This window comes from Streptomyces carpinensis (assembly GCF_002154505.1).
GTDB lineage: Bacteria > Actinomycetota > Actinomycetes > Streptomycetales > Streptomycetaceae > Streptomyces > Streptomyces carpinensis.
The window spans coordinates 1-25,234 of the sequence record NZ_MUBM01000089.1 but is presented as its reverse complement, the minus strand read 5'-3'; the positions used below and the strand labels follow the sequence as shown (position 1 = coordinate 25,234).

The window sequence follows — 25,234 nt, the reverse complement described above, 5'->3', positions numbered from 1 at the left end:
GGTGGGCTCGTCGAGCAGCAGCAACTGGGGTGGGCGGGCCACCAGCAGGGCCAGCGCCAGGCGCCTGCGCTGCCCCACGGACAACTGCCCGACCGGTTTGCAGAGGTCCGCCTCGTGGATCAGACCGAGGGAGTTCAGCGGCACCTTCTCGGCCCGCCGGGCTCCCAGCGACAGCTCGTAGGTGTCCCGCACCGAGCGGTCGGGCCGCTCGAACACGGTGTCCTGGGTGAGCAGCCCCACCGTGAGCTTCCGTCGCCGGTGCACCTCGCCCTCGACGGTGAGACGCCCGGCGAGCACTGCGAGCAGCGTCGACTTGCCCGCCCCGTTGCCGCCCGTGACCAGCAGCCGGTCGATCGGCGACACCTCCAAGTCCTTCAGCGCGAGCCGGCCGGGCACCCGCACCCCGTGCAGCGACACGAGCGGCTGCAGGCCCTCCCCGGTACGCGCGGCGAGTTCCCCGCCCGCGAACCGCAGCGGCCGGGGCGGCTCGGCGACCTGGGCGCGCTCCAGTTCCTCCAGCCGCCGGGTGGCGTTGCGGACCCGCCGGGAGATCTGGTTCTGCACCCGGCCCGCCCGGTGGCCGTAGCCCATCTTCTCGTTGTCCGTGCGGCCCCGGTCCGGCGCGACCCGGTGCGCCGTCACGCCCGCCGATTCGCGCAGCGCCTCCAGTTCCTCCTGCTCCTCGGCGTAGCGCCGCTCCCAGCGCTCCCGCTCGGCGCGCTTCCCGGACAGGTAGGCGGTGTAGTTGCCGCCGTAGCGGACCGGGCCGTCCACCGCCGGGTCGAGGTCGATCAGGTCGGTGCAGACGGCGTCCAGGAACGCCCGGTCGTGGCTGGCGACGACCACGGTCCCGGGCAGGCCGCGGATCTGTCCCTCCAGGAAGGCGGCGGCGCCGTCGTCCAGGTGGTTGGTCGGCTCGTCCAGCAGGAGCGCCGAAGGCCGCCGCACCAGCAGGGCGGCCAGGGCCAGCCGGCCGCGCTGGCCGCCCGAGAGCGAGCCGAGGGTGCGGTCGTGCCGGAAGGCGCCGAGGCCCAGGCCGTCCAGTACCAGGGCGGCGCGGCGGTCGGCGTCCCAGGACTCCCGGTCCTGGGACAGTTCCAGACGCCTGCCGTAGGCGTCGAGGAGATCCTGGTGGCCGGGGGCGTCCTCCGGGACGAGCGCCAGCCGCTCGCCGAGCCGGTCCAGCTCGGCGAGGTCCTCGCGGGCCTCGCGCAGCGCCTCGTCCAGCACCGCGGCGATGGTCGAGCCGGAGTCGAACGGCATCTCCTGGTGGAGGAAGCCGAGGTCGGCGGGGCGGGTGACGCTTCCCGCGTCGGGTTCGTCGACGCCGGCGAGCACCCGCAGCAGGGTGGACTTGCCGGTGCCGTTCTCCCCGATCAGGCCGATGCGGTGGCCGGGGGAGGCGGTCAGGGAGATGCCGTCGAGGACGCGTCGGCCGCCCAGATCGCGGACGAGGTCGTGGGCGAGCAGAGCGGGCTGGGGCACAGGTAACCCTCCAACGCGATCGGTGGTCGGCCCGCCGGGCACGGAGCCTCGGACGCGGGCCACGTCACACACCGACGGCTCACACCGCGTGGGTCCCCGTCTCCTCGAGCTTCCCGTCGGCCAGCCGCAGCCAGCGGTTCACCCCGATCTCCGCGAGGAACCGCTCGTCGTGGCTCACCACCATGAAGGCGCCCTGGTAGGAGTTGAGCGCGCTCTCCAGCTGACCCGCGCTGACCAGGTCGAGGTTGTTGGTGGGCTCGTCGAGCAGCAGCAGATGCGGGGCGGGTTCGGCGCACAGCACGCACGCCAGGGTGGCGCGCAGCCGCTCGCCGCCGGAGAGCACCCCGACCGGCAGATGCGCCCGTGCGCCCCGGAAGAGGAAGCGGGCGAGCAGGTTCATCCGCTCCGCCTCGGGCCGCTCGGGGGCGAACGCGGCGAAGTTCTCCGCGACCGTGCGATCGAGGTTCAGCAGGTCCAGGCGCTGCGAGAGGTAGGCGATCCGGCCGTCGTTGCGCCTGATCTCCCCGCTGTCCGGGGTGAGTTCGCCGGTGATCAGCCGCATCAGGGTGGTCTTTCCGGCGCCGTTGGGCCCGGTCAGTGCGATGCGTTCGGGGCCTCGGACGGTCAGGTCGACGCCGTCCGCCGCGAACACGTCCTCGTTCCCGAGGCGGACCTGCATGCCCTCGCCGAGGAAGAGGTTGCGTCCGGCGGGCACCTTGGTGTCGGGAAGCTCCAAGGTGAGGCGCTGCTCGTCGCGCAGCGCGCGTCCGGCTTCGTCGAGGCGGGCCTTGGCCTCGTTGACCCGGGAGGCGTGCATCGTGCCGGCCTTGCCCGCCGCCTCCTGAGCTCCGCGCTTCATGTTGCCGGCGAAGATCTTGGGCAGTCCCGCGTTCTTGAGGTTGCGGGCGGCGTTGCCGGCGCGGCGCTCGGCGCGCTCGCGGGCCTGCTGCATCTCCCGCTTCTCCCGCTTCAGCTCCGCCTCGGCGTTGCGGACGTTCTTCGCGGCGACCTCCTGCTCGGCGCGCACCGCCTCCTCGTACTCGGTGAAGTTGCCGCCGTAGAAACGGAGTTCGTCGCTTCCCAGCTCGGCGATGCGTTCCATGCGGTCGAGCAGCGCACGGTCGTGGCTGACCAGCAGCAGGCAGCCGGTGAAGTCCGACAGCACGTCGTAGAGCTTGTGCCGGGCCTCGATGTCGAGGTTGTTGGTGGGCTCGTCCAGCAGCAGGACGTCGGGGCGCCTGAGGAGCTGGGCGGCGAGACCGAGGGAGACCACCTGGCCGCCGCTGAGCGTGCTCAGGCTGCGGTCGAGGGTGAGGTCGGCGAGGCCGAGGCGGTCGAGCTGGGCGCGGGTGCGCTCCTCGATGTCCCAGTCGTCGCCGATGGTGGTGAAGTGCTCCTCGCTCACGTCCCCGGACTCCACGGCGTCCAGGGCGCGGATCACCGCGGCCACGCCGAGCACCTCGGCGACCGTGAGGTCGCCGGTGAGGGGAAGGCTCTGCGGGAGGTAGCCGAGCGTGCCGCCGACGGCCACCGAGCCGGTGGCGGGCTTCAGTTCACCGGCGATCAGTTTGAGCAGGGTGCTCTTGCCCGAGCCGTTGGGCGCGACCAGGCCGGTGCGGCCGGTGGTCACGGTGAAGGACAGGTCGTGGAAGACGGGGGTGTCGTCGGGCCAGGCGAAGGAAAGATTCGAGCAGATGACGGAGGCGTCGGACATGGAAGTGACCTCGGACCGGTCGCGGGCAGAGAGACTTCTGCCCTGGGCAGACGTGGGAAAAGGGATACGACGAAACGGACCACGTCAGCGGCGCTCCTGAGCGCCGGCCGGTGGCCGTCAGATCCGGATCTCACCCGGAGATGTCGTCGTCACCCGCCACGTCTGCCACTCCTCGATACACGGTCAACGTCTCCTGAAGCTTAGCAGCTGCCGTCGCGCGCCCGGTTCCGTGTGGGGCCGGGGAACCGGGCGGACGGGCCGAGCCCGTACACATGTGTCTGCGACACATGTCGAGAGGGCGGTCCATTCGCCACGTTGTTGACAGGCCGACGGCGACCATGTCACCATCGTCACCAGTCTAACAGGTGACGACCTCGAGCCCGAGGCCGGCTCGGCGGTGTTCACACGTGTGGGCTCACCCGCCGGTGCCAACCCGTACGGCGGCACGGCACCGGGATCGTCTCCACCTCGAAGGAGCACACTGACCATGGCAGGAAAGCCGAAACGGGGGGCCGAGGGCGCACCGCTGGCGCGGCGGGCGATGCTGGGCATGCTCGGCGCCGGCGCGGCCGGACTCGCCGCGGCGCCCCGTCTCCAGCGCGGCTGGGAGAACTTCCTCGCCGCCGCCTCCCAGGTCGACGCCACGGGCCTGACCGGACTGCTGCCCAATCCGGGCGGCTTCCGGTACTACAGCGTCGTCGGCTCGGTGCCACGCAAGGACGAGACGGACTACGTGCTGCGGGTCACCGGGCTCGTGGAGCGGTCCAGGAGCTACACCCTCGGCGAACTGGGTGCGATGCCGCAGAGCCGGGTCGTCCACGACGTCGTGTGCACCGACGGATGGCGCGTGGAGAAGGCGCCCTTCGACGGTGTGAAACTGGCGGACATCCTCGACGACGCCGGGGTGCGTTCCCCGGCTGCGGCGGTCCGCTTCACCTGCTCCGACGGCGCCTACAGCGAGAGCCTCACCCTGGAACAGGCCCGCCGCTCCGACGTCCTGGTGGCGCTGAACATGCAGGACAGACCCATCACTCACGAGCACGGCGGCCCCGTCCGCCTCTACGTGGCCCCCATGTACTTCTACAAGTCGGCCAAGTGGCTGTCAGGTATCTCGGTCACCGACAAGGTCGTCCCCGGCTACTGGGAGGAGCGCGGTTATGCGGTCGACGGCTGGCTCGACGACGCCGACCGGCACGGTGACGCGGCCTGAAGCGGCCGGCAGGGTCCGTCGCTTCACCACCGCCGAACGCCGGGTCCACCGGACCACCGGCCTGCTGATGCTGGTGTGTCTGGTCACCGCCGCCTGTCTGTACCTCGGGCCGCTGGCCCAACTCGTCGGACGGCGGCACCTGATGGTCACGCTCCATGAGTGGTCCGGTGTCTCGCTGCCGCTGCCCTTCCTGCTGGGGCTGCTGTCTCCCGCCTTCCGCGCGGACCTGCGCAGGATCAACCGCCTCGCGGTGTACGACCGGCAGTGGCTGCGCGCCGTCCGCAAGCGCCGCAACCGGCCCGAGGCGCGTCCGGCCGGCAAGTTCAACGCGGGCCAGAAGCTCTACGCGGGCTGGATCGCCGGTGCCGTGCTGGTGATGATGGTCACCGGGCTGCTGATGTGGTTCATGGGGCTGCTGCCCTTCATCTCCCGCACCAGTGCGATCTTCGTCCACGACGTCCTGGCCTGGGCGATCACCTTCGTCGTGCTCGGTCACATGCGCAAGGCCTTCGAGGACCCGGAGGCGAGGCTCGGGATGCGTAACGGATACGTCAGCCGGTCCTGGGCCGAGCGGCACCACTCGCGGTGGCTGGGAGAGGAACGCACGGGTACCGTGTGCGGGAAAGCGGACAAGGTGTGACGTGACGCCCGAAAACGGGCGGGTCTGGCCGGAAGGGCTCATGGACGACCGCAGCGCGCCGGACGCGGAGGACACCCGGCCGGACGGCCGGGGGCACGAGTCCGCCGGGGTTCCCGGCGGCGAGCTGACGGCGGTGCTGTACCGCGCCGTGCACCAGACCGCCCACCGCCTCCAGGCAGCGGCGGCGGCCGTGTATCTGCTGACTCCCGACGGCGGCGAACTGCGCGCCGCCATGATCGGCGGCAGCCCGCCGTCCGTCCTCACGCTTCCCGGCCGGATGCCCCTGGACTCCCCGTACGCCTCCGCACGCGCCCTGGCCTCCGGAGGCCCGGCGCTCCTGGCGGACCCCGATCCCCTCGCCGACCCGCGGCACGGTGCCCTGGCGTACTCCTACACCGTCGCCTCGGTCCCGCTGGAAGGGGAAGGCCGCCGCTTCGGCTCCCTCACCGTGCTGCGCGCCGAGAACCGCGGCGGATACGACGAGGCGGACTTCCGGCGGCTCACCCGGATCGGCGACCGGCTCGTCGGCCTGCTGTCCGGCCTCCAGGACCGCGGCGTCGCGGTCGTGCCCGGGACTCTCCCCGTGCTGGTCCCGGTCTTCGGCACCGAACCGCAGGCCGAGCATGCCGACCCGGTCGTCCGGGGCGTCCCCGGGGTGCCCGGCTCCACGGGGATGACCCTGCTGTACGCGCTCCAGCGGCTGACCGACATGCTGAACCGGGCGACCACCGTGGAGCACGTCGTCGGTGCGGCGGAGCTCTGCCTCACGGCCCCGCTGGGTGCGCGGGCACTGGCGCTGGCCTCCGCGGCCGAGGGCAGGCTGTGGGTCCTGGGCCACAGCGGGGACTCCTCGGCCCTGGTGGGTGAGCTGCACGGGGCGGCCCTGCACGGGGGCACGCCCGCCGCCCGGGCGCTGCGGGAGCGGGCGCTGTTCGACTCCGGCGCGCCGGGCCCGTCCGGCTCCGATCCCGGTCGGCGCCGCCGGAGCGGTGACGGGGCGCACGCCGCGGCGTATCTTCCGCTCTCCGGGAGCCGGCACGTCGAGGACCTGCCGATGGCCGAGGCCGCCCCGGTCGTGGGGGTGTGCTGTCTGTCGTTCGACGGGCCTCGGGCGTTCCCGCCCGAGGAACGGGCCGTGCTGACGATGATGGCCGGCCGCCTCGGCTCGGCCGTCCAGCGCATCGAACTGAGCACCGGCCGGCAGGCACTCGTCGAGGGCATGCAGAAACGGCTGCTGCCCGCCGACCTCGCGGACACACCCCGGCTGACCACCACCGCCCGCTACCGGCCGGCCCCGACCGCGGGCCAGGCCGGCGGCGACTGGTACGACGTGATCACGATGCCGGACGACCGCGTGGTCCTGGTGCTCGGGGACGTCGAGGGACACACGCTGGAGAGCGCCGCCGTCATGGGCCAGCTGCGGACCGCGGTGGCCGCGTACGCCACCGAGGGCCACGGGCCGGCCGCTCTGCTGGAACGCACCGACCGGCTGCTGTCCCGGCTCGGCACCGAACTGCTCGCCACCTGCTGCGTGGTGGCGGTCGACACCGGCACCGGGGCGGCCGAGGTCGCGCTGGCCGGGCACCCGGCACCGCTCGCCCGGCTCCCCGACGGCACCGTCCGCCGCCTGTGGGCGCCGCCCAACGTGCCGCTCGGGGTGCATGTGCGCGACCCCTACGGTGCCCGGGAGCACACCCTCCCGCCCGGGACGGTGCTCGTGCTCTACTCGGACGGGCTGTACGAGCGGGACCGCGACGACGTCCGGGCACGGCTGGACGCCGTCGGGACGCCGGCGGACACCGGCCTGGAACACCTCGCGGACCGTCTGCTGCAGAACGCACCCGGCAGGTGTGACGACGCCGCGCTGCTGCTGGCCCGGTACGAGGGGACGGACGGCGGCCGGGCCCCGCGCGTCGCCCGTCTGCACGTCCACCGGCGCGATCTGCGGGCGGTCCGGGAGGCCCGCGGTCTCGTCCGCGAGCGCCTGCGCGAATGGGATCTGGCGGAGCTGTCGGACGACCTGGCGCTCATCACGTCGGAACTCTTGACGAACGCGCTCATCCACGCGGGCAGCGACGTGGACCTGCGGCTGCGGGTGACCGGCGACCGGGTCCGGCTGGAGGTGCGGGACTCGGACACCGACCCGCCCGTGCCCACCGCCTACTCGCTCACCGACGAGGGCAGCGCACGGGCCGAGCACGGGCGCGGCCTGTACCTGGTCGACGCGTTGGCGCGTACCTGGAACACCTCGCCGAGCGGCCGGGGCAAGACCGTGTGGCTGGAGATGGACATCCCCGGCGCGGCCGACCGTCGTATGAGCTAACACGTCCTTGGGGCCGGCCGGGGCGGGCGGTGTGCCGATCGTCGACTGACTGATGTGGCGGCGTGCGGCGCGCGGCCAGAGTGGGACCGGGCCGAGGGCGTTCGGGCCACCCGCACACCTGAATCCGACACACCCTCTTTCGTCACCGCCTTAACCGGTGATAAAGTCTGGCTCAGTCTTCGGCGAGCCCGAGGCTGTCTCGGGGCGCATACCGAGGTCACGGAGGTGCACGCGGATGCCGTCCGCAGTGAGTCCGTCGGCCCACCCACCGTCCTTCTGATGTGACGTGCACATGTGTCGCCGCAGCCAGGCGCACACCTACTTCTCGGATGGGAAAGCAATGAAGAGAGTTCTCACCGTGCTCGCGGCCGGTGTGCCGCTTGCCGCGGCGGTGTACCTGCCGACCGCCTCGGCGGAGCCCCGGACCTCCGTCTCCACGCCTCCGGCCTGCGTGGCGCCGCCGGTGAAGGCACCCTCTGGCACCGTGGTGGAGTCGGTGACGGCGGTCCGCCGGCCGGGCGGCACCATCCACGGCACCGGCTTCCTCGGCGGTGACGTCTCCGGCGTCCCGGCCTTCTGCCAGGTGACGGTCACCCTCACCCACCCGGGCGACAACGACCATGCCAGGGTGCAGACTTGGCTGCCGCTGGCCGAGTGGAACGGCCGCTTCCAGGCCATCGGCGGCAGCGCCTACAGCGCCGGGGACAACGGCGTCGGCCTGGGCACCGCGGTCAAGAACGGCTACGCGGCGACCACCACGGACGCCGGCGTCGGTGACGTCCTCGACACCAGCTGGGTGCTGAGCAGCAAGGGCCAGGTCGACACCGCGCTGTTGAAGAACTTCGCCTCCCGCTCCCAGCACGAGGCAGCGGTCGTCGGCAAGGAGGTCGTGAACGGGGTCTACGGCAAGCGCGCCGCCTTCTCCTACTTCACCGGCTGCTCCACCGGCGGACGTGAGGGCTACATGGAGGCCCAGCGCTATCCCGACGACTACGACGGCATCCTGGCGGACGCGCCCGCCATCAACTGGGACGAGTTCGAGGTCGCCACCCTGTGGCCACAGGTGGTCCTGAACAACGAGAGGACCTATCCGACCGACTGCGAGTTCAAGGCCTTCACCGACGCCGCCGTCAAGGCCTGCGACAAGTTCGACGGCGTCCAGGACGGCCTGGTCGGCGATGCCTCCCGCTGCGACTTCGACCCCCGCCGCCTGATCGGCACCAAGGTCGTGTGCGACGGCAGGGAGCTGACCATCACGGCGGCCGACGCGAACGTCGTCCGCAAGATCTGGGACGGCCCGCGTACCGCCTCGGGCAAGAAGCTGTGGTCCGGCGTCCCGATCGGGGCCGACCTGTCGGGCCTGGCGCACTCGGCCCTCGACACCGACGGCACCGTCAAGGGCCAGCCCTTCCAGGTTCCCGCTCTCTGGGTCCAGCTCTGGCTGAAGAAGGACCCGTCCTTCGACGTCTCGAAGATCACCTACAGCGACTTCACCAAGCTGTTCAAGCAGTCCGAAGCCGAGTACGACAAGGTCATCGGCACCGACGACCCGGATCTTTCCGCCTTCCGCAAGTCCGGCGGCAAGCTGATCACCTGGCACGGCGACGCCGACCAGTACATTCCCACCGACGGCACCGTGCAGTACCGCAATCAGGTCGAGCGGGAGATCGGGAGCGCCAAGAAGACCGACGACTTCTACCGTCTCTTCCTCGCCCCGAACACCGCCCACTGCGGTCTCAACGGCCTCGACGGCTCGGCCGACGGCCTCGCCGCACTGACCTCCTGGGTCGAGCACGGCAAGGCGCCCCAGACGCTGCCCGCCACCTTGATCAACGCCAACGGCGAGCAGGTCGAGCACGACCTCTGCAGCTACCCCGCGGTGTCCCGCTACAAGGGCCACGGAGACCCGGCCCTCGCCTCCAGCTTCCGGTGCGTCTCCCCGGCCCGGCACTGACCGGGTCGGCGACGACCCTCTGACCCGAGAAAGGCCGAACCAACATGAGCACGCGGACAGCCACGCCGGCGAACGCGGCGGGCGAGCGCTCCTCCCTGCTGAGGCTGTATCTGGGCCGCGGTGTCCTGGCCGAGGTGTGGGCCCTGGTGTTCGCCAGGGCCCACGTGGACCTCGACGCCGTGGCGATCACCCTGCTGGTCGTCTACCCGCTGATCGACGCGGTGTCCTCACTGATCGACCGCCGCGCCACCCCTGAGGGTTCGGAGCGCCGGGTCACCGCGCTCAACGGGGTGCTCAGCACGCTGGCCGCCATCGCGATCGGCGTCGCCGGCGCCGGCGGCGCGGCACCGGTGCTCCATGTGTTCGGCGTCTGGGCCGTCATCTCCGGTGCCGCCCAGGTGGTCGTCGGGCTGTGGCGGCGCGGTCCCGAGCTGGGCAGGCAGTGGCCGACCCTGATCTCGGGCGGCCTGTCCTTCCTCGTCGGCATCGCCTACAACATCCAGGCCGCGGGCGACAATCCCTCGCTCGACGTGCTGTCGGTGTACGCCACGGGCGGCGGGGTGTGGTTCATCCTCCAGGCCCTGTCGCTGGGGTGGAAGTCCCGCCGGCTGCGTGACCGGACCGTCTGACGGCCGTACCTCTTCATATCCGTCCCGGCCCGCGCCTCCACGGCGCGGGCCGGGACGTTTCCCGTGGGCGCCGTCAGCCGACGCGGTGGCGCACCGGAAGGGACAGCAGGCCGCGGATGATCCCGGAGCCGGTCCGCTCCGACGAGCCCACCGGCGGCGAGTTCGAGTTCGGGCACGCGGGAGAGCAGGCTTCGCAGGGCGGTCGTCGTCTCCAGGCGGGTGAGCGGGGCGCCCGGGCAGTAGTGGATGCCGTGCCCGAAGGCGAGGTGGCGGGCGCCCGGCCGGGCCACGTCGAGGGCGGCGGGGTCGCCGCCCTGGGGCCTGCCGGGCGTCACGGCCCGCCGCACCCAGGGCGACGACGAACACGCCCCGGGGGAACGGGCGCCCCGCCCCGCTCGACCTCCTCGGCCGCGTGGCGACTGGTGGAGCGCTCGACCGAGGTGCCGTAACGCAGGAACTCCTTCACCGCGCCGGGCAACTGCTCGGGCCGCTCGCACAACAACCGTAGCCGGCCGGGGTGTTCGAGTAGGGGCCGACGGGCTGCCGGCGGACCTCGCCGCGGACAAGCGGCGCCACCCGCAGGACGACTTGCCGCTGCCTCAGGGGCGTGGGTGGTGCCCTTAGCGGCGTTGTCGTCGGTCGCCGATTCCCCCAAGCTTTTGACGAGCAGGGGGGACCCCCATCGCGCCGACTCCCTTCTCCGCCTTGCGGCTGCACATCAGACCCCGCTCCCTGATCCGGCCTGATCCAGACGAATGACCCTGGTGGCGGCGTTCAACGCCCGGCTGCCGGCCACCGTCATCGCCGAACTCCTCGGCATCTACAGGGCGCGTCGATCAGGCCGTGGGCGATCTAGTGGATGTGCGGCGGTGCCGGGGATGTCCGGGGAGCGGACCCGCGCACAAAAGGCGCCGGAGGGGCACGCGCACCGCGCGTGCCCCTCCGGCGCAGGGGAACTCGGGGGAACTCAGTTGTCGCTGTTGAAGAGGGTCAGCACGCGCAGCACCTCGAGGTAGATCCACACCAGCGTCGTGACGAGACCGAAGGCGGCCAGCCACGCCTCCTCGCGCGGGGCACCGTAGGCGACGGCGTCCTCGACCTGCTTGAAGTCCAGGGCCAGGAAGGCCGCGCCGAGCACGATGCCGATGACACCGAAGAGGATGCCGAGGCCGCCGCTGTGGAAGCCGAGGCCGTTGCCCGCGCCGAAGGCCGAGAAGAGGAGGTCGGCGGCGAGCAGCAGCAGGAAACCGGTCGCGGCGGAGGCCACGAACCCGGCGAACCGGCGGTCGACGCGGATCCAGCGCATGCGGTACGCGAGGAGCACGGCGGCGGAGACGGCGAAGGTGCCGAGCACCGCCTGGACGACGACGCCGGGGGAGAGGTACGTCGAAACCGTGCTGGAGAGCACACCGAGGAACACACCCTCGAACGCCGCGTAGCCGAGGATCAGCGCCGGGGACGGCGCCCGCTTGAAGGCCTGGATCATCGACAGGACGAAGGCGACGAGGGCCGCGCCCCCGGCGAGGCCGTAGGAGCGGCCGAGGTTCGCCTCGTCGACCGGCAGCAGCAGCCAGGAGAGTACGGCGGTCAGGGCCACGGTGCCGAGCGTCGTTCCGGTGCGGACGAGGACGTCGTCCATCGTGATGGCGTTGCGGGCGGTCCCCGCCGACGCGTCGGCACCGGGGGCATAGGGGTTGGCCAACTGGTCGCCCGCCGGCCGGCCGCCGACCGCGGCACCCACCGGCCGGTGCGCCTGGGCGTGGGCCGGCTCCGTGTCACGGGCGGCGCCCCAGCGGGAAAAGATCGGGTTGCTGGTCCTCACGTTCTTCCTCCTCGTCCGCCGCACACTCGCGGCCTGCGGCAAAGCGTTGTCATCGGTGCCCGCGCGGCATACGTGTGGCGTCGGCCACGCACCGGGCCGACGACGGCAACCCTGTGCGTCACCACTCTGGCAGGTGACGCACGGAGAGGCAAATCATCCGCGGGCGGATCCGGCCGAGTTCATTCGGAGGGCGCCGTAGGGCCGTCCAGCAGCTCCATCAGGAAGCCGTCCCAGTTCAAACCGTCCATCTCCGCCTCGGCCGAGGTGATCCGGTAGGTCGCGTCGAGCCACTCCGCCAGCGCTGCGGTCGGCACCTCGAACAGCGCCTCCACCTCCTCCGATTCGAGAAGCAGCCAGGACGCGGGCCGCTCTCCGGGCAGCGTCGGCCACATCCGTACGTCACCGGAACCGCTCATCGCCGTCAGGCCCAGATGCAGGAGCGAGCGGCCGATGTGCCAGATGAGGCTCGGTCTGCGTTCCGCCAGGAACTCGACCGTGATCACGGCGGGCATGTCCGGGTCGAAGCGGAACTTCGCCCGCATCGGCAACCGGGTGAACTCGTCGAGCATCTGGTCCAGATCCAGGCACAGCGAGGGCACGAGCTCGGGCGTCGAAGGCGCCCGCAGGGGTGACTGATCACGGTGCATCACTGGAGTTCCCCTCCGTGGGACGAAGTCTGTGTCCACAACTCTCCCCGGGGGGCGCAACCCGCACATCGGTCAGTTGACGGTCAAGGAAGGAGCCGCAGCTCGGCAGTTGACGGCACGGCCACGCGGAAGCCCCGCGTCCGTGGGGTGCGCGCCGGTGCGAGGGGGGGCGCCGGGACGTGTCCCGCGGGCCGCGTGGAACGTGACGTAAGTCAAATGTCTGCCGGTGCCGGACCGGCGGCCGACGGAAGCTACCGGGCCGCGTCCCGATGGGCGTGCATCTTCGAGAGACACCCGGCGGCCTCCGCCTCTGAGGTGTCACCGCCTCATGTGCCTTCCGTGTGACGGCCGCACGGCCCTCACGCCGGGTCGATCCGGATGGTCGCGGCACGGGCCTCCGGGCCGGCGACGAGAGCGTCGGCAACCGGGCCGTACTTGTCGCGGAAGGCGGCGTCGAGTCCGGCGGGCGGTTGGAGGCCGTGCGTCGTCAGGAGGACGTCGCGGGTCACGGAGCCCAGGCGGATCCGGCCGTGCCCGTGTTCCCGGGCCGCTCGGTACCAGCGGGAGCGAACGCCCCGGTAGGCGCGGACGTACAGCTCGTCGTCCACGACCACCATGCCGATCTCCACGCCGGGGCGCTCACCGTCCCCGGCGGTCAGCACCAGGGAGTAGGTCTCGGTGAACAGGTTCCGGTCCTCGGGTGTCCAGGTGTTCATCGGGTCGGGTCCTCGGTTCGTTCCGTGCCGGGCTCCTGCGCGGTCCAGGAGGTGAGGATGCGCAGGGCGTCGTGGGAGGGGGTGCCGGTCTCGGCGGTGAGGACCATCAGCCGCTGCCCGGAGCCGTCCGGGCCGGCCCAGGTGTCGCAGTCGAGAGTGAGGTCGCCGACCAGGCGGTGGCGGTAGTGCTTGGTGCCGTATCCGGCGCCGCTGACGCGGTGTTCGGCCCACCACGTGCGGAAGTCGGCGTCCCGGATGGTGAGGGTGCCGACGAGGCGGACGAGATCCGGGTCGTCGGGGCCGGCGGCGGCTTCCATGCGCAGCGCGGCGACGGCGTCCCGGGCGTCGTGCTCCCATGCCCGGTGCAGTCCCCGGACCACCGGGTCGGTGAACAGCAGATGCACATAGTTGCGCCGGTCGGCCGGGATCGTGGCGAAGTCGGTGTAGAGGGCTACGGCAGCAGGGTTCCAGGCGAGTATGTCCAGGCGTCTGCCGAGGACGAGCGCGGGTGTCTCGGTGAGCTGGTCCAGCAGGCGGCGCATGGCGGGCCGCAGCTGCTCGGCGGCCCGGCGGCGGTGCGGCCGTGCGCCGCTCCTGCCCGCGAGCTCGTACATATAGGTCTTCTGGTCGTCCTCCAGGCGCAGGACGCGGACCAGGGTGACGAGAACGGGGGCGGAGGCGCGGACCCGGCCCTGTTCGGGCCTGGTGTAGTAGTCCACGCTGATCGCGGCGAGCTGGGCGACCTCCTGGCGGAGCAGTCCCGTGACCCTGCGCGTGGAGTCGGGCTCGGGCAGACCGCACTCCTGCGGCGTCAGCTGCGCCCGTCGGGCCCGGAGAAAGGCGCCGAGGTGGGAGTCGGGTGTCTGTTTCATGTTTCCAGTGTCATGTGGCCGGGTCCGGCAGGACACAGGTGTGAGGGGGCAGATTCCTTCCCAGGCAGAAACCTGCCTCTCCCGGCCGGTGACGGGGGAGCGCATGGTGGATGTGTGCCCGGCACGGACGGTGCGGACACCGAGCCCACCGACCGGTGCGGCGCGACCAGACTTCAGCGTCACCTTCAGGAGAGTGCCCCCATGGCCAGGACCCGTGTCACCTTCGACAGCGCCGGCATCGAGATCGCCGGCCACCTCCACACCCCGGACACGCCGGCGTCGGGCCCGCGGCCTGCGGTCGTGATCGGTCACCCCGGCACCGGGGTCAAGGAGCAGGCGGCCGGTCTGTACGCGCGACGGCTGGCCGAGCAGGGCCTCGTCACGCTCGCCTTCGACTCCGCCTTCCAGGGTGAGTCCGGCGGTCTGCCGCGTGGTCTGGAGGACCCCGCACACCGGATCGAGGACCTCAAGGCCGCCGTCTCGTTCCTCACCACGCGCGGCGAGGTCCACGCCGACCGCATCGGCGCCCTGGGCATCTGCGCCTCCGGCGGCTATGCGCTGACCGCCACCGGCGGTGACCACCGGATCAAGGCGGTGGCCACCGTCAGCGGCGTCGACATCGCCCGCCAGTTCCGCCTCGGCGCCGACGGCGCCCAGGACCCCGCCGTCTTCCAGGCCATGCTGGACGCCGCCGCCCAGGCCCGCACCGCCGCCGCCCGCGGCGAGGAGCCGGCGGTTCTGCCGATCTTCCCGGAGACGGCCGAGCAGGCCGGCGCGCTCGGCGGCGAGCACGGCGTCGACGGCTTCGAGTACTACTGCACGCCGCGCGGGGCGCACGAGCGCTCCGCGAAGTTCTTCGTCTGGGAGAGCGTCGACAAGATGGCCTCCTTCGACGCCTTCTACGCGGTCCCGCTGATCGGCGACCGTCCCCTGCTGCAGATCATCGGTACTCGCGCCGTCACCTCGTGGATGGCCGTCGACGTCCACCAGCGTGCCACCGGCCCCAAGGAGCTGCACTGGATCGAGGGCGCGAGCCACGTCGACCTCTACGACAAGAAGCAGTACGTCGACCCGGCCGTCGCCAAACTCACCGACTTCTACACCGCCAATCTGGGCGCCGCGAACCGAACCCGCTCCACGGCGGCATGACGAAGGGGCCGGCAGCTGACGCCGCCGGCCCCTCGGGGTGTGGCTCCCGCCGCACCGCCGCCCCTCGGGTCAGGGTCCGGGCGCGGGTCACTTCGCCTGCAGGGGGCCCGCGAAGGCCTTGCGCAGGGATCCGGGGGCGGCCAGGGGGAGTAGGGAGGCGAGCATCTTGCCCTTGAGGGTGGCGGGTCGGCGGGTGAGCTCGACGCCGACGCGAGTGCCGTCGCCTTCGGGGGTCATCTTGAAGACCCAGCCGCCGCCGGCGCCGAAGAGCTTGGAGTCGAGGGTGGTGATGGTGACGGTGTCGCCGCCGGGCTGCCATTCGTAGCGTGCCCGCTCCCAGGCGGCGGCGGTGCCCTCGGTGACCTCGGCCCAGGTGTCGCCGAGGTCGTGGACCTCGAAGTGGTCCGCGTCGATGGTGGGCCAGGACTCGGCGCGGGAGGGACCGAAGTCGGTCAGCACCCCCAGCACTTCCTTGGGGACGAGCGTGGAGACGAGGTGGAAGCGTACGGCTGTCATGGGATGTCCTCATCGGGAAGTAACTGCTCTGACCGGTGACGAAAGATTCGCATGCCTTCTCGTCACCCGTCAAGCCGGTTACTTTTGAAAAGGTGTCCAGTCACCTGTCAGGAGGGCCTCGTGAGACATGTGTTTCCGTGCGGGACGCCCGCGCTCGACTTCGTGGGCACCCTGCATGCGCGGCGTGCGCCGACTCCGATCGAGCGGATCGGCACCCCCGGACTGCTCGACTCCTGGTTCGTCGAGTCCGGGCTGCTCGACCGGAAGCCCGGATCCGACCAGGCGGACCTGCGCGCCGCGACAGCGCTGCGCGAAGCGATCTACGCACTGGTCGGGGCACGTCTCGCCGGCCGGTCCCTGCCTTCCGGGGCGGTTGCCGCGGTGAACCGGCAGGCCGCCTCGGCACCGGTGACGATGCGCCTGGGCTCCGACGGCGCCAGCCGCTTCGGTACCGCCGCCCAGGCCCTGACCGACCTGGCCCGCGAGGCGGTGGAGACGGTGGCCGGCGCCGAGGCGGAACTGCTGCGCGAGTGCGGACACCCCGACTGCACGCAGGTCTACCGCGACCGCTCGCGAGGCCACCGGCGCGAATGGTGCGCGATGCGGACCTGTGGGAACCGCGTCAAGGCAGCCGCCCTGCGGGCACGCCGCCGACGATGACGGGCACCGCCTCCGGTCGCCGTGCGCGGCCGCACGTACGGAAACGGCCGTGTGTGCGGGGACGGCCGGGCGAGGGTCGCCCGCCGGGCGCTCCCCGTGATTCGCGTTCCTCGTCCGGCGGCGGGCTGGTGATGTCGAAGTGGCCGAACCGCCCCGGATCAGTCGTCCGACTGCGGGCAGGCAGACGGGGCGCACAGGAAACGACCGCGTGGGCCCGTGCGGGTCACTTGGTCAGGTGGGTGGTGAAGTAGCCGGTGAGCTTGCCGACGGCGGGGTCGATGTACTCGCGCTTGTCGCGGAGGCCGAGGTGAGGTGTCCTCTAGCCACATATGCCCTGAGATACGTGTTCCAGGCCCGGCTCGTCGGTGTGTGACGGTCGGTGCAGGAGCCGCGGGGGACGTTGGTGGTGACCGGGTCGAGCAGTTCCGGAGCAGCCGGCCGCGCCGCCCTGGCCCGACGCCCGCTGCCGACGGCGGGGCCCGCACCGCGCGCCGCCCTGGCCCGACGCCCGCTGCCGACGGCGGGGCCCGCACCGCACACATGTGTGCGCACCCGGTCCAGACGAAAGACCCTAGCTCTGCCCCTGCCCGGACCGATGCCGCGCCGATGCCGGGTGCCGTCCGGGACTCCGCCCAGGTGTCACCGATATGGGAAGCTGGGTGTCACAACCGGCCGATTCGCAGCCCTGTCGTCCCAAAGGCCGCGCGCCGACACCTCTCCTGTCTCGCTTGGAGCAGATCATGTCCACGTCCCCCCGCACGCCGGGTGATCCGATGTCGAGCCACCGCGCCGTCGAGAACCTGATCGCCCGGTACGCCGAGCTCGTGGACGACGGAGACTTCGCCGGTCTCGGCGTCCTCCTCGCCGACGCCACCTTCACGGGCAGCGGCGATCCGGTGAGCGGGCGCGAGGCGATCGAGAAGATGTTCCACGACACCGTGATCGTCTACGCCGACGGCACGCCGCGGACCCAGCACGTCACCACCAATGTCGCCGTCGAGGTCGACGAAAAGGCGGGCACGGCGGTCTCCCGTTCGTATGTCACCGTGCTGCAGGCGCTGCCCGACCTGCCGCTGGGGCCCATCGCCGGCGGCCGCTACCACGACCGCTTCGAGCGGCGTGACGGCCAGTGGCGCTTCGTGGAGCGACGGGTCCGCATCAACCTGGTCGGCGATGTGAGCCGTCATCTGCGCCAGGCTGCCGCGCAGCGGTAGTACGACGTCGTCCGCGAGCAGAAGTCCCCGCGCCGGCGCCGCTGTCCGTCCCCCGGATGCCAATTGCCGACAGGTCGACAAGTTCACACCGGTAAGCGGGCGGTCTGTACGGCGCAATAGCTTTGTCGCTCTGGAGAGGACCCCGATCCGTCAAGTTCGCAACTCGTGCCCAGCACGGAAGGAGGGGCGTGAGCGGGGCAACCGGCCAGCGGGCTGGACGCGTCGCCGCCGGAGGCCGGTCCGGCCGTGGCTCAGGACGCGGCAGGGGCTTCCGTGGCGCCGGCGGCGCTTGTGCGCTGACCAGGTGTGCTGTGGCGGGCCAGGTCCTGTTCGATCTGGTGGATGAGTGTCGCTCCACCGGTGCGCCCCGCCGACCGGGCGCGCGGCATGTTCGGCGCGGACACGATGGAACTGCTGAAGGACGGGGCCCTGCTGCTGGTGAACGTCGCTCGCGGGGACTGCTGGACACCTCCGCGCTGGTCCGTCAGGTGCGGGCGGGGCGGCTGCGGGGCGCGCTCGACGTCACCGGTACCGAACCGCTGCCGCCCGGCCACCCCTGTGGAAGCTGCCAGGCGCGATGGTCACCCGCACGTGGCGGCGTTCACCGAGGTGTCCTCCACGACGAACACGGATCTCCTGGGCCGGCAGCTGTACCGCCACGCGCGGGGCGAGGTGCCGGACAACGTCGTTCTGACGACCACCGGCGCCGAAGCCGGCGAACGGGCTCCCGAGGCCATGACGACGTCGACGCACGGCCATGTCCGAGGGTGCTCGCCGACAGTGGCGGCTGCCCTCGCACGACGGAACCGGGACGTGGCTGGTCCTGCCCCCGGCCTACGCGACCGGCGACCCGGATCTCTCCGGGGTGTCCTCCAAGGCGCTTCCTACGCGGTCCGCAGCCTGCCCGCCGACGGCGACGGCGACGGCGACGGGCCAGGCCCCGGCGTCCGGCTGGAGAACATGCGCTGGCGGGCCTGGTCACACGCGCGGCGGATGAGCCCCTGCGGGTGGGGACGCGGCCTTTCTCTGGACGGCGCTCACTGCGCCGGCGCGGCGAGCGGCCCGCCATATGACGAGGTCCTGGCCGGCCCGTCGTCGGACAGGGCACCGAGGAGGCCGTTGGTGTCCGCCGAGCCGGCCGCCGTACCGTAAACGAGCGGCTGAGTCGGCAGTGCTGCACGATGCCCCTTCCGTGCCGCCGGGCCTGGTGCCGTCCGTCGAGGCGCGGCTCGTCGCCCACGTCGAACAGGCGGGCAACGCCGTCCGGCAGGTGGTCGCGGCCGCGAACGAGCGGGCACCGACGTCGGACCGGAGCGCCGTCGGGCCCCTGATGCGGATCGTCGAGGCGAGTTCCCCGATACTTCGACAGTGCGGTTCGCGAGGGAGCTTCTGCCGCGCGACGACAGGACTTCCCACGGAAAGGGCGAACACAGTGACGACTGTCGCATATCAGGGTGAACCCGGCTCCAACTCGGCGACCGCCGCGCGGGCGCTCTACCCCGACGCGGGTGAACTGCCCTGCACGGGCTTCGAGCAGGCCCTGGACGCCGTGGCCCTCGGCAGCGCCGACGTGGCCGTGATCCCGGTGGACAACTCCGCGGCGGGACGCGTCGCCGACGTGCACCACCTGCTGCCGGAGTCGGGGCTGTTCATCGTCGCCGAGTACTTCCTCGCCATCCGCTTCGACCTGATGGGGGTGCCCGGCGCGACCCTGGATCAGGTGGAGTGCGTCCGCAGCCACGTGCACGCCCTCGGGCAGTGCCGCAAGGTGCTGCGGGAGGGCGGCTGGCGCACGCTCGTCAGCGACGACACGGCCGGGGCGGCGCGCGAGGTGGCCGAGTTCGGCGACCCGCGGCACGCGGCGCTCGCGCCGCCCGCCGCGGCCACGCTCTACGGTCTGGAGGTGCTGCGGCCCGAGGTCGAGGACGACCCGGACAACACCACCCGGTTCGTCGTCCTGTCCCGGGACGCCGCACCGGCCCCGCAGCGGGGCGAGCCCACGATGACGAGCCTGTTCTTCAGCGTGCGCAACATCCCGAGCGCGCTGTACAAGGCGCTCGGCGGGTTCGCCACCAGCGGGGTGAACCTCACGAAGATCGAGAGCTACCAGATCGGCGCGGGGCTCAACGCCAGCCGGTTCTACGTCGAGATCGAGGGCCACCCCGACGAGTCCGGCGTCGCCCTGGCCCTGCATGAGCTGCGCTTCTTCTCCTCCGAGGTCCGCATCCTGGGTGTCTACGCGGCGCATCCGCACCGCCTGAGGAACTGACCGCGCCCGCCGGGGCGGTGCGCCGTCCCGCTCACTCCGTGGGTGCCGGGGTTGACCGCCTCTGCTCCGGCACCCGAGGCAGGGGGGCGTCCGGAGCGGTCCGGAAAAGGGCGCGCCCCTGCCGGCACCACGTCGCCCGCGGCGGCTGTCGTGACCGGTCCCGCGGCGGCGGGGCCTCCGCCGCCGTCGCCAGGACGACCGGGAGCCCTTCCACCCGGACCACACAACCGCCCAACCCGAGGGTTCACACCCATCGGCCGCGTACCTCTCCAACACGCCGGCCGGCCGTCCACGGCCGCGCCCGCCGCACATGTGTCTGCCCGACGACACACACGACGCCCTGGCGGAAAGGCGGCCCCGGCGGCCTTCTAAGGTGTGAGCATGACCCAGCACCGCAAGGGCCTTGTGCTCGACTTCGGTGGTGTGCTGACGACACCCCTGCTGCCCGCCGCGCTCGCCTTCGAGAAGCGCGCCGGACTGGCCGACGGGGCGTTGCTCACCGGCATCTACCTGAACCCCGAGGGCATCCGGCTCACCGAAGCCCTGGAGCGCGGCGCGCTCACCCAGACGCAGTGGAACGAGGCGGTCGGCCGGCTTCTCGGCATCGAACCGGACAACCTGATGGGCCGTATCTTCGTCGACCTGCGCCCCCAGCCCTCGGTGATCGCCGCGGCCGCCGCAGCCCGCCGGGCCGGGGTCAAGGTGGGCATCCTCTCCAACACCGTCGGCCTGGCCCCGTGGAATCTGTACGAGGGCTACGGGATCGACACGCTGTACGACGCCGTCGTGCTGTCGGAGGACCACGGGACACGCAAACGCGAACCGGAGATCTTCCGCCTCGTGCTGCGGGAACTCGGCCTGTCCGCCGGGGAGTGCGTGTTCGTGGACGACACCGAGCAGTACCTGCCACCCGCGGCGGACCTGGGATTCGCCACGGTACACGCGGTGGACCCCGCCCGGACGGTCGCCGCCCTGGAGACTCTGCTGGGCATCCCGCTCACCGACCCGGTCACTCCGCTGTGAGGAGACATCTTGGTGGCCCTGACCTTCGCTGCCTCCCACACGACCCGCGTCCAGCGCTGGAGCGAACGGCGAGCATGATCGGCGGCTGCCACAGGCCGTTCGGCGTGCTCGTGGGGGGCCGCGGCGCATCGTTCGACGGCTCGACGGCTGGGCTGCCTGTGGCGATGCCGCTGTCCCGGCTGATGGGCATGCGGGGACGTCATCCGGAAGGAGGCGGTCGGGGCGGAACGCGACCAGGACGGGCCGCGCCTGGCGCCGCGCGTCAATCCCGGATCGACCCACAGCAGAACCGACTCCGGCCGGATGCTCCGGGCGGGCACGCTCGACCAGCACATCGAATACGCGCGTGCCGCCCCCGAGGCGGGGCTGCACGAACTGTTCGTGGACTTCGCGCAGACGCCCGCCACCTTTGCCGAACGCGTCGACCTGCCGGCCGGTTCCTCGAAGGGGTCCGCCGGGGCTGAGCCAGGTCCGCGGAATGCGTCGGTCCGGCCGTGGGTTCTCCTTGTCACCGATCATGCCGTGCCAAGCGCCGCGAGCGCTCGGGGGCACGGCATGCCGTACGCACCGACGGGAGAGGCCTTGAAGCGCCCCGACTCCAGGAACGAGCCGCCCCGGCTCCGCCGCGTCCGTATCCCCGGCACCGTGCCGCTGCTCCCGCCGGCGGCCGTCCGACGCCCGCGCGACGAGGAGGAGGAACAGGAGCCCTCCGGTACGGACGTGCCGCGGGAGGCCGTGGAGTGAAGTGAGTCGAACGGCGGGCCCCGGGACCGCCGCCACCCGGTCCGGACGGCCCCCGGGAGCACACGCACATGTGTGTTCCCGGGGGCCGCCGGTGTGTCAGGGCGCTCCGAGGCCGTTCAGCAGGGTGTCGACGACGACGTCGGCGGCCTGCCCGGGGCTCAGCTCCGGCAGTTGCCGGATCACCAGGTGCATCAGTTGGGGCAGCAGTGCTCCCGTCCAGCCTTGTGGGAGTCCGGGGCGCAGGAGGCCCTCGTGGGTGGCGCGGTGGAGGAAGTGGTCGACCTCGTGGGCGGCTGCGTCGCGGCGGGCTCGGACGGTGTCGTCGGCGAGCATTCGGGTGAGGTCGACCGGCCAGGTGCGGTTGACCGTGATGATGTTCTCGACGTAGCGGTGCAGCGCGACGGCCACGGGGGCCTCGCGCAGCCGGGCGTCTTCGATGGCTGCCTCGATGGCTTTCAGTCGCGCTTCGTAGATCGCGGCGAGGAGTTCCTCGCGGGATGCGAAGCGCCGGTAGACGGTGCGCCGGTCCACACCCGCCTCGGCGGCGATGCTCGCGATGCTCGCGCCCGGGTCGGCGGCGAGCATGCGCGCCCCGGTGGTCAGGACGGCTTCGAGGTTGCGTGCTGCGTCGGCTCTCACCGTGCCGATTCTAACGGCGGTTATGTGAAACCTGAGACACCTAGCGCCTCTGTTGTGTGAAGCACTATCGCATAAGTGCTACATTCAAGTGACAGATCGAGCTGATAGTGCCAATCGGATGAGGTGCCACCGTTCTTCGCGGCAACCCGTCCCTGGCCTTCCGCCCAGAAAGGCGAGTCCCGATGCCGAAGACACAGCCGGTGCCCTCACCCCGGACGGGTGGGGTCGCCGCCGCCATGAGCGCGCTGATCCTCGCGGTCCTCCTGGCGGCCCTGGACCAGACGATCGTCTCGACCGCGCTGCCGCGCATAGCGGAGGACCTGAACGGGTTCGACGACATCGCGTGGGTCAGCGCCGCGTATCTGCTCGCCTCCACAGCGGTCACACCGCTGTGGGGCAAGCTCGGCGACATGTTCGGCCGCAAGCGGCTCTACCTGGCGTCGACCTCGGTCTTCCTGATCGCCTCGGCGGCCTGCGGACTGGCGCAGAACCTCCCCGAGCTCATCGGCGCCCGCGTGCTCCAGGGCGTGGGCGGCGGCGGCATGATCGTGCTCACCTTCGCCCTCGTCGGCGACATCGTCGCCCCGGACGAACGCGGCCGCTACCAGGGCATGTTCGGCTCGGTCTACGGCGTTGCCAGCATTGTCGGCCCCCTGCTGGGCGGCGTCTTCACCGACCAGCTGTCCTGGCGGTGGGCCTTCCTGGTCAACCTGCCCGTCGGCATCGTCGCCCTGGCCGTCGCCGCCCGCGCGCTGCCCGCGGCCGGCCGAGGCACCCGGGCCCGCATCGACTATCTCGGCGCCACCGTCCTGGCCGCAATCGCCACCGGCCTGGTCCTGGTCACGTCCTTCGGGGAGCGGTGGGGCTGGGGCTCGCCTGCCATCGTCGGACTGATCGCCGCCACCGTCGTCCTGGCCATGCTGCTGGTGCCCGTCGAGCGCCGCGCCGCCGCGCCGGTCCTGCCGCCGGCCATGCTCGGCTCCCGGACCGTGGTCTTCTCCTCGCTGATCGGCTTCTTCGCCAACGCCGCGATGTTCGCCGTCCTGGTCTACCTGCCGACCTATCTCCAGATCGTCCACGGCGTCTCGGCCACGCTCTCCGGCATCCACATGCTGCCCCTGGTCGCCGGGCTCGTCATCAGCCAGTCCCTGGCCGGACGCTGGGCCGCGCACGTCGAGCGGCTGCGGGTGATCCTGCTCGGCGGGCTGGTCGCCAACCTCGCCGGGCTGCTCCTGCTGGGCACCATCGGGGCGGGGACCGGCACCCTGGTGCTGAGCGTCTACTTCCTGGTCACCGGCATCGGCATCGGCATGGTGCCCATGGTCGTGCTGACCACCGTCCAGAACAGCGTGCCCGCCTCAGACCTCGGCGCCGCCAGCGCCGTCGTCACCTTCGCCCGCTCCATCGGCGCGGCCTTCGGGGTCGCCGTCTTCGGCACCCTTCTCAACACCGGCTTCGCCCACCGCACCCACGCCCTGCCGACCGCCGGCGGCTTCGACGCCGCCCGCCCCGACACCATCGGCCACCTGCCCGCCACCCTGCGCGACTCCGCACTGGACGCCTTCGCACACGCCACGGCCGCCGGTTACCTCTGGATCGCCCCCGCCCTCGCCACAGGCATCGTCCTCGCCCTCTTCCTCAGGCCGGCGCGCGGGACGGCCGGCAAGGCCGTCATCCCCCGCCGTGCCACCGTCGAGGAATCCGTCCCGGCCGCATGACCCACCGGGCGACACGACCTCGACCGGCCGGTGCCCGCAGCGGGCGCCGGCCGGCGGGGTTCACCGAACGCCCGCGGTCGAGGGCCGGCGTGTGGAGGGACTTAGCGGTGGGGCCGCGGACCACGTTCTCGGTCACGATGTGGGTGCCGTCCGCCGGTCCGCGCCGGTCGCCGAACGTCTGGATGATCCCCCAGAGCAGCTCGGGCGGTTCCGGGGTGAGCCGGTCCGCGAACGCGATCAGCGGCCGCCGCAGCTTCGGGTCACCGGGTTCCTCCGAGGATGCCCCGGCCTTCAGGCCGGGGTGGAATCGGGCTTCTGCGGAGCAGGACGGGAAGTAGGGGTTCGCCTCCGGGGGGAAAGGCCGTCCACCCGCGACGAGGTGAGTGAGCCCGTGGCGATCGAGAGGCGTCAACTGTCAGTCCTCCCCTATATGTTCGGATGCATGACGCCAGTCGCGACCACGGAGGGGGCCGGGCATGCCCGGTACTCCTTCCGTGTGCGCCTGTCTGCTACCGCGCGGCGCGCGCTCGAAGCGGAGTGGGACCGCTGCCGGTGGCTTTGGAACGAGTGCGTGGCCAAGTCGAAGCAGGTCCACCAGCAGAGCAAGGAGTCCGGTGAGAAGCTGGCGTGTGGTCCGGCTCAGCTGGACAGGATGCTGACCGAGGCGCGTCGGGTGACGCCGTGGCTGGCTGCGGGTGCCTCGGTGCCGCAGCAGCAGGTGATTCGGGACTTCGCCAGGTCGAGGGCGAAGGCGCTGAAGGACATCAAGGACCGGCTTCCGGTGCACCGCCGGGCCGGGATGCCCCGCTGGAAGAGGAAGCGGGAGGCCAGGCCGAGCCTGAACTACACGAAGCGTGGTTTCCGCCTGAAGGACGGTCGTGTGCACCTTGCGGGTGGGATCGTGCTGAGGGTGGTGTGGTCGCGGGACCTTCCGGCCGAGCCGTCGAGTGTGCGCGTGTACCAGGACACGCTCGGGCACTGGTATGTGTCCTTCGTCGCCCCGGCGCGGACCGCACCGCTTGCCTTCACGGGGCGTGTGCTCGGGGTGGACTGGGGTGTGAAGGAGACGGCCGTCACCACCGATGACGCCTACGATCTCCCGCATGCCGAGCACGGCAAGCGGGCCGCGCAGGGGCTCGCCCGCTATCAGCGGATGATGGCCCGGCGCCGGAGCCCGAAGGGCCGGCCCGCATCCAAGGGCTACCGGAAGGCGCAGGCACAGGCGGCGAAGCTGCACAGGAAGGTCGCGGGGCAGCGGGAGGACACCGGCCGCAAGTGGGCCAAGTCCGT

The 25,234-nt window shown here is 71.9% G+C and carries 21 protein-coding genes; 13 read left to right on the top strand and 8 right to left on the bottom strand.

What is annotated here, in order from left to right; all coding sequences use genetic code 11:
- Both BZY54_RS13575 and abc-f read right to left on the bottom strand, forming a co-directional pair.
- A partial coding sequence (locus tag BZY54_RS13575) for an ABC-F family ATP-binding cassette domain-containing protein (RefSeq protein ID WP_086725438.1) occupies positions 1-1,485 on the bottom strand: 1,485 nt, incomplete at its 3' end.
- A 79-nt stretch (positions 1,486-1,564) separates the two neighbouring features.
- Positions 1,565-3,199 (bottom strand): ribosomal protection-like ABC-F family protein, encoded by a 1,635-nt coding sequence (gene abc-f, locus BZY54_RS13570; RefSeq protein WP_086725434.1) that lies wholly within the window; start codon positions 3,197-3,199, stop codon positions 1,565-1,567.
- Positions 3,200-3,686: 487 nt separating this feature from the next.
- Between abc-f and BZY54_RS13565 the strand changes: the two genes are divergently transcribed.
- From BZY54_RS13565 to BZY54_RS13545, 5 genes are all read left to right on the top strand, one after another.
- Positions 3,687-4,409 (top strand): molybdopterin-dependent oxidoreductase, encoded by a 723-nt coding sequence (locus BZY54_RS13565; RefSeq protein ID WP_244217146.1) that lies wholly within the window; start codon positions 3,687-3,689, stop codon positions 4,407-4,409.
- Positions 4,357-5,049, top strand: a complete 693-nt coding sequence (locus BZY54_RS13560) for a cytochrome b/b6 domain-containing protein (RefSeq protein WP_086725433.1) — start codon at positions 4,357-4,359, stop codon at positions 5,047-5,049. The genes BZY54_RS13565 and BZY54_RS13560 overlap by 53 nt, the downstream gene beginning before the upstream one ends.
- Positions 5,050-5,089: 40 nt before the next feature.
- A complete protein-coding gene (locus BZY54_RS13555; protein WP_086725432.1) occupies positions 5,090-7,372 on the top strand; it encodes a SpoIIE family protein phosphatase in 2,283 nt (760 codons plus the stop codon).
- Positions 7,373-7,712: 340 nt separating this feature from the next.
- Entirely contained in the window at positions 7,713-9,326 is a 1,614-nt protein-coding gene (locus BZY54_RS13550; RefSeq protein WP_086725431.1) for a tannase/feruloyl esterase family alpha/beta hydrolase, read from the top strand.
- Between the two features lie 44 nt (positions 9,327-9,370).
- On the top strand, positions 9,371-9,955 hold the full coding sequence (locus tag BZY54_RS13545; protein WP_086725430.1) for a DUF308 domain-containing protein: 585 nt from the start codon (positions 9,371-9,373) through the stop codon (positions 9,953-9,955).
- 967 nt (positions 9,956-10,922) lie between these two features.
- Here the strand turns inward: BZY54_RS13545 and BZY54_RS13535 are convergent.
- From BZY54_RS13535 to BZY54_RS13520, 4 genes are all read right to left on the bottom strand, one after another.
- On the bottom strand, positions 10,923-11,777 hold the full coding sequence (locus tag BZY54_RS13535; protein WP_086725429.1) for a Bax inhibitor-1/YccA family protein: 855 nt from the start codon (positions 11,775-11,777) through the stop codon (positions 10,923-10,925).
- 179 nt (positions 11,778-11,956) lie between these two features.
- Positions 11,957-12,424: an SsgA family sporulation/cell division regulator gene (locus tag BZY54_RS13530; RefSeq protein WP_086725428.1), complete on the bottom strand. Its 468-nt coding sequence runs from the start codon at positions 12,422-12,424 to the stop codon at positions 11,957-11,959.
- A gap of 359 nt (positions 12,425-12,783) precedes the next feature.
- Positions 12,784-13,140: a DUF2255 family protein gene (locus tag BZY54_RS13525; protein ID WP_086725427.1), complete on the bottom strand. Its 357-nt coding sequence runs from the start codon at positions 13,138-13,140 to the stop codon at positions 12,784-12,786.
- Positions 13,137-14,012, bottom strand: coding sequence for an MmyB family transcriptional regulator (locus BZY54_RS13520; RefSeq protein WP_086725426.1), 876 nt, complete (start codon positions 14,010-14,012; stop codon positions 13,137-13,139). The genes BZY54_RS13525 and BZY54_RS13520 overlap by 4 nt, the downstream gene beginning before the upstream one ends.
- 201 nt (positions 14,013-14,213) lie before the next feature.
- Between BZY54_RS13520 and BZY54_RS13515 the strand changes: the two genes are divergently transcribed.
- On the top strand, positions 14,214-15,161 hold the full coding sequence (locus BZY54_RS13515) for an alpha/beta hydrolase (protein ID WP_086725425.1): 948 nt from the start codon (positions 14,214-14,216) through the stop codon (positions 15,159-15,161).
- Between the two features lie 87 nt (positions 15,162-15,248).
- Here the strand turns inward: BZY54_RS13515 and BZY54_RS13510 are convergent, their stop codons facing one another.
- Positions 15,249-15,677 (bottom strand): SRPBCC family protein, encoded by a 429-nt coding sequence (locus BZY54_RS13510; protein ID WP_086725424.1) that lies wholly within the window; start codon positions 15,675-15,677, stop codon positions 15,249-15,251.
- A 120-nt stretch (positions 15,678-15,797) separates the two neighbouring features.
- Between BZY54_RS13510 and BZY54_RS13505 the strand changes: the two genes are divergently transcribed.
- From BZY54_RS13505 to BZY54_RS51605, 5 genes are all read left to right on the top strand, one after another.
- Positions 15,798-16,337, top strand: coding sequence for a CGNR zinc finger domain-containing protein (locus BZY54_RS13505; protein WP_244217145.1), 540 nt, complete (start codon positions 15,798-15,800; stop codon positions 16,335-16,337).
- 740 nt (positions 16,338-17,077) lie between these two features.
- On the top strand, positions 17,078-17,551 hold the full coding sequence (locus BZY54_RS13500) for a nuclear transport factor 2 family protein (RefSeq protein ID WP_086725422.1): 474 nt from the start codon (positions 17,078-17,080) through the stop codon (positions 17,549-17,551).
- Positions 17,552-18,983: 1,432 nt separating this feature from the next.
- Positions 18,984-19,820 carry a prephenate dehydratase gene (locus BZY54_RS13490; RefSeq protein WP_086725436.1) on the top strand — a complete coding sequence of 279 codons (837 nt, stop codon included), beginning with the start codon at positions 18,984-18,986 and terminating at the stop codon, positions 19,818-19,820.
- 381 nt (positions 19,821-20,201) lie between these two features.
- Positions 20,202-20,843, top strand: a complete 642-nt coding sequence (locus tag BZY54_RS13485; RefSeq protein WP_086725421.1) for an HAD-IA family hydrolase — start codon at positions 20,202-20,204, stop codon at positions 20,841-20,843.
- 582 nt (positions 20,844-21,425) lie between these two features.
- Positions 21,426-21,587, top strand: a complete 162-nt coding sequence (locus BZY54_RS51605) for a hypothetical protein (RefSeq protein WP_167413990.1) — start codon at positions 21,426-21,428, stop codon at positions 21,585-21,587.
- A 96-nt stretch (positions 21,588-21,683) separates the two neighbouring features.
- Here the strand turns inward: BZY54_RS51605 and BZY54_RS13475 are convergent, their stop codons facing one another.
- Positions 21,684-22,172: a TetR/AcrR family transcriptional regulator gene (locus BZY54_RS13475; protein ID WP_086725435.1), complete on the bottom strand. Its 489-nt coding sequence runs from the start codon at positions 22,170-22,172 to the stop codon at positions 21,684-21,686.
- Between the two features lie 236 nt (positions 22,173-22,408).
- On the opposite strand from BZY54_RS13475, the gene BZY54_RS13470 reads away from it, so the two are divergent.
- Positions 22,409-23,944 (top strand): MDR family MFS transporter, encoded by a 1,536-nt coding sequence (locus tag BZY54_RS13470; RefSeq protein WP_086725419.1) that lies wholly within the window; start codon positions 22,409-22,411, stop codon positions 23,942-23,944.
- A gap of 442 nt (positions 23,945-24,386) precedes the next feature.
- A partial coding sequence (locus BZY54_RS13460; RefSeq protein ID WP_107419704.1) for an RNA-guided endonuclease InsQ/TnpB family protein occupies positions 24,387-25,234 on the top strand: 848 nt, incomplete at its 3' end.

Bases quoted from the DNA above. Each gene is read 5' to 3' on its own strand.
- abc-f (WP_086725434.1), bottom strand. From the start codon at position 3,199: ATGTCCGACGCCTCCGTCATCTGCTCGAATCTTTCCTTCGCCTGGCCC.
- BZY54_RS13565 (WP_244217146.1), top strand. From the start codon at position 3,687: ATGGCAGGAAAGCCGAAACGGGGGGCCGAGGGCGCACCGCTGGCGCGG.
- BZY54_RS13560 (WP_086725433.1), top strand. From the start codon at position 4,357: ATGCGGTCGACGGCTGGCTCGACGACGCCGACCGGCACGGTGACGCGG.
- BZY54_RS13555 (WP_086725432.1), top strand. From the start codon at position 5,090: ATGGACGACCGCAGCGCGCCGGACGCGGAGGACACCCGGCCGGACGGC.
- BZY54_RS13550 (WP_086725431.1), top strand. From the start codon at position 7,713: ATGAAGAGAGTTCTCACCGTGCTCGCGGCCGGTGTGCCGCTTGCCGCG.
- BZY54_RS13545 (WP_086725430.1), top strand. From the start codon at position 9,371: ATGAGCACGCGGACAGCCACGCCGGCGAACGCGGCGGGCGAGCGCTCC.
- BZY54_RS13530 (WP_086725428.1), bottom strand. From the start codon at position 12,424: ATGCACCGTGATCAGTCACCCCTGCGGGCGCCTTCGACGCCCGAGCTC.
- BZY54_RS13525 (WP_086725427.1), bottom strand. From the start codon at position 13,140: ATGAACACCTGGACACCCGAGGACCGGAACCTGTTCACCGAGACCTAC.
- BZY54_RS13520 (WP_086725426.1), bottom strand. From the start codon at position 14,012: ATGAAACAGACACCCGACTCCCACCTCGGCGCCTTTCTCCGGGCCCGA.
- BZY54_RS13515 (WP_086725425.1), top strand. From the start codon at position 14,214: ATGGCCAGGACCCGTGTCACCTTCGACAGCGCCGGCATCGAGATCGCC.
- BZY54_RS13510 (WP_086725424.1), bottom strand. From the start codon at position 15,677: ATGACAGCCGTACGCTTCCACCTCGTCTCCACGCTCGTCCCCAAGGAA.
- BZY54_RS13500 (WP_086725422.1), top strand. From the start codon at position 17,078: ATGTCCACGTCCCCCCGCACGCCGGGTGATCCGATGTCGAGCCACCGC.
- BZY54_RS13485 (WP_086725421.1), top strand. From the start codon at position 20,202: ATGACCCAGCACCGCAAGGGCCTTGTGCTCGACTTCGGTGGTGTGCTG.
- BZY54_RS13475 (WP_086725435.1), bottom strand. From the start codon at position 22,172: ATGCTCGCCGCCGACCCGGGCGCGAGCATCGCGAGCATCGCCGCCGAG.
- BZY54_RS13470 (WP_086725419.1), top strand. From the start codon at position 22,409: ATGCCGAAGACACAGCCGGTGCCCTCACCCCGGACGGGTGGGGTCGCC.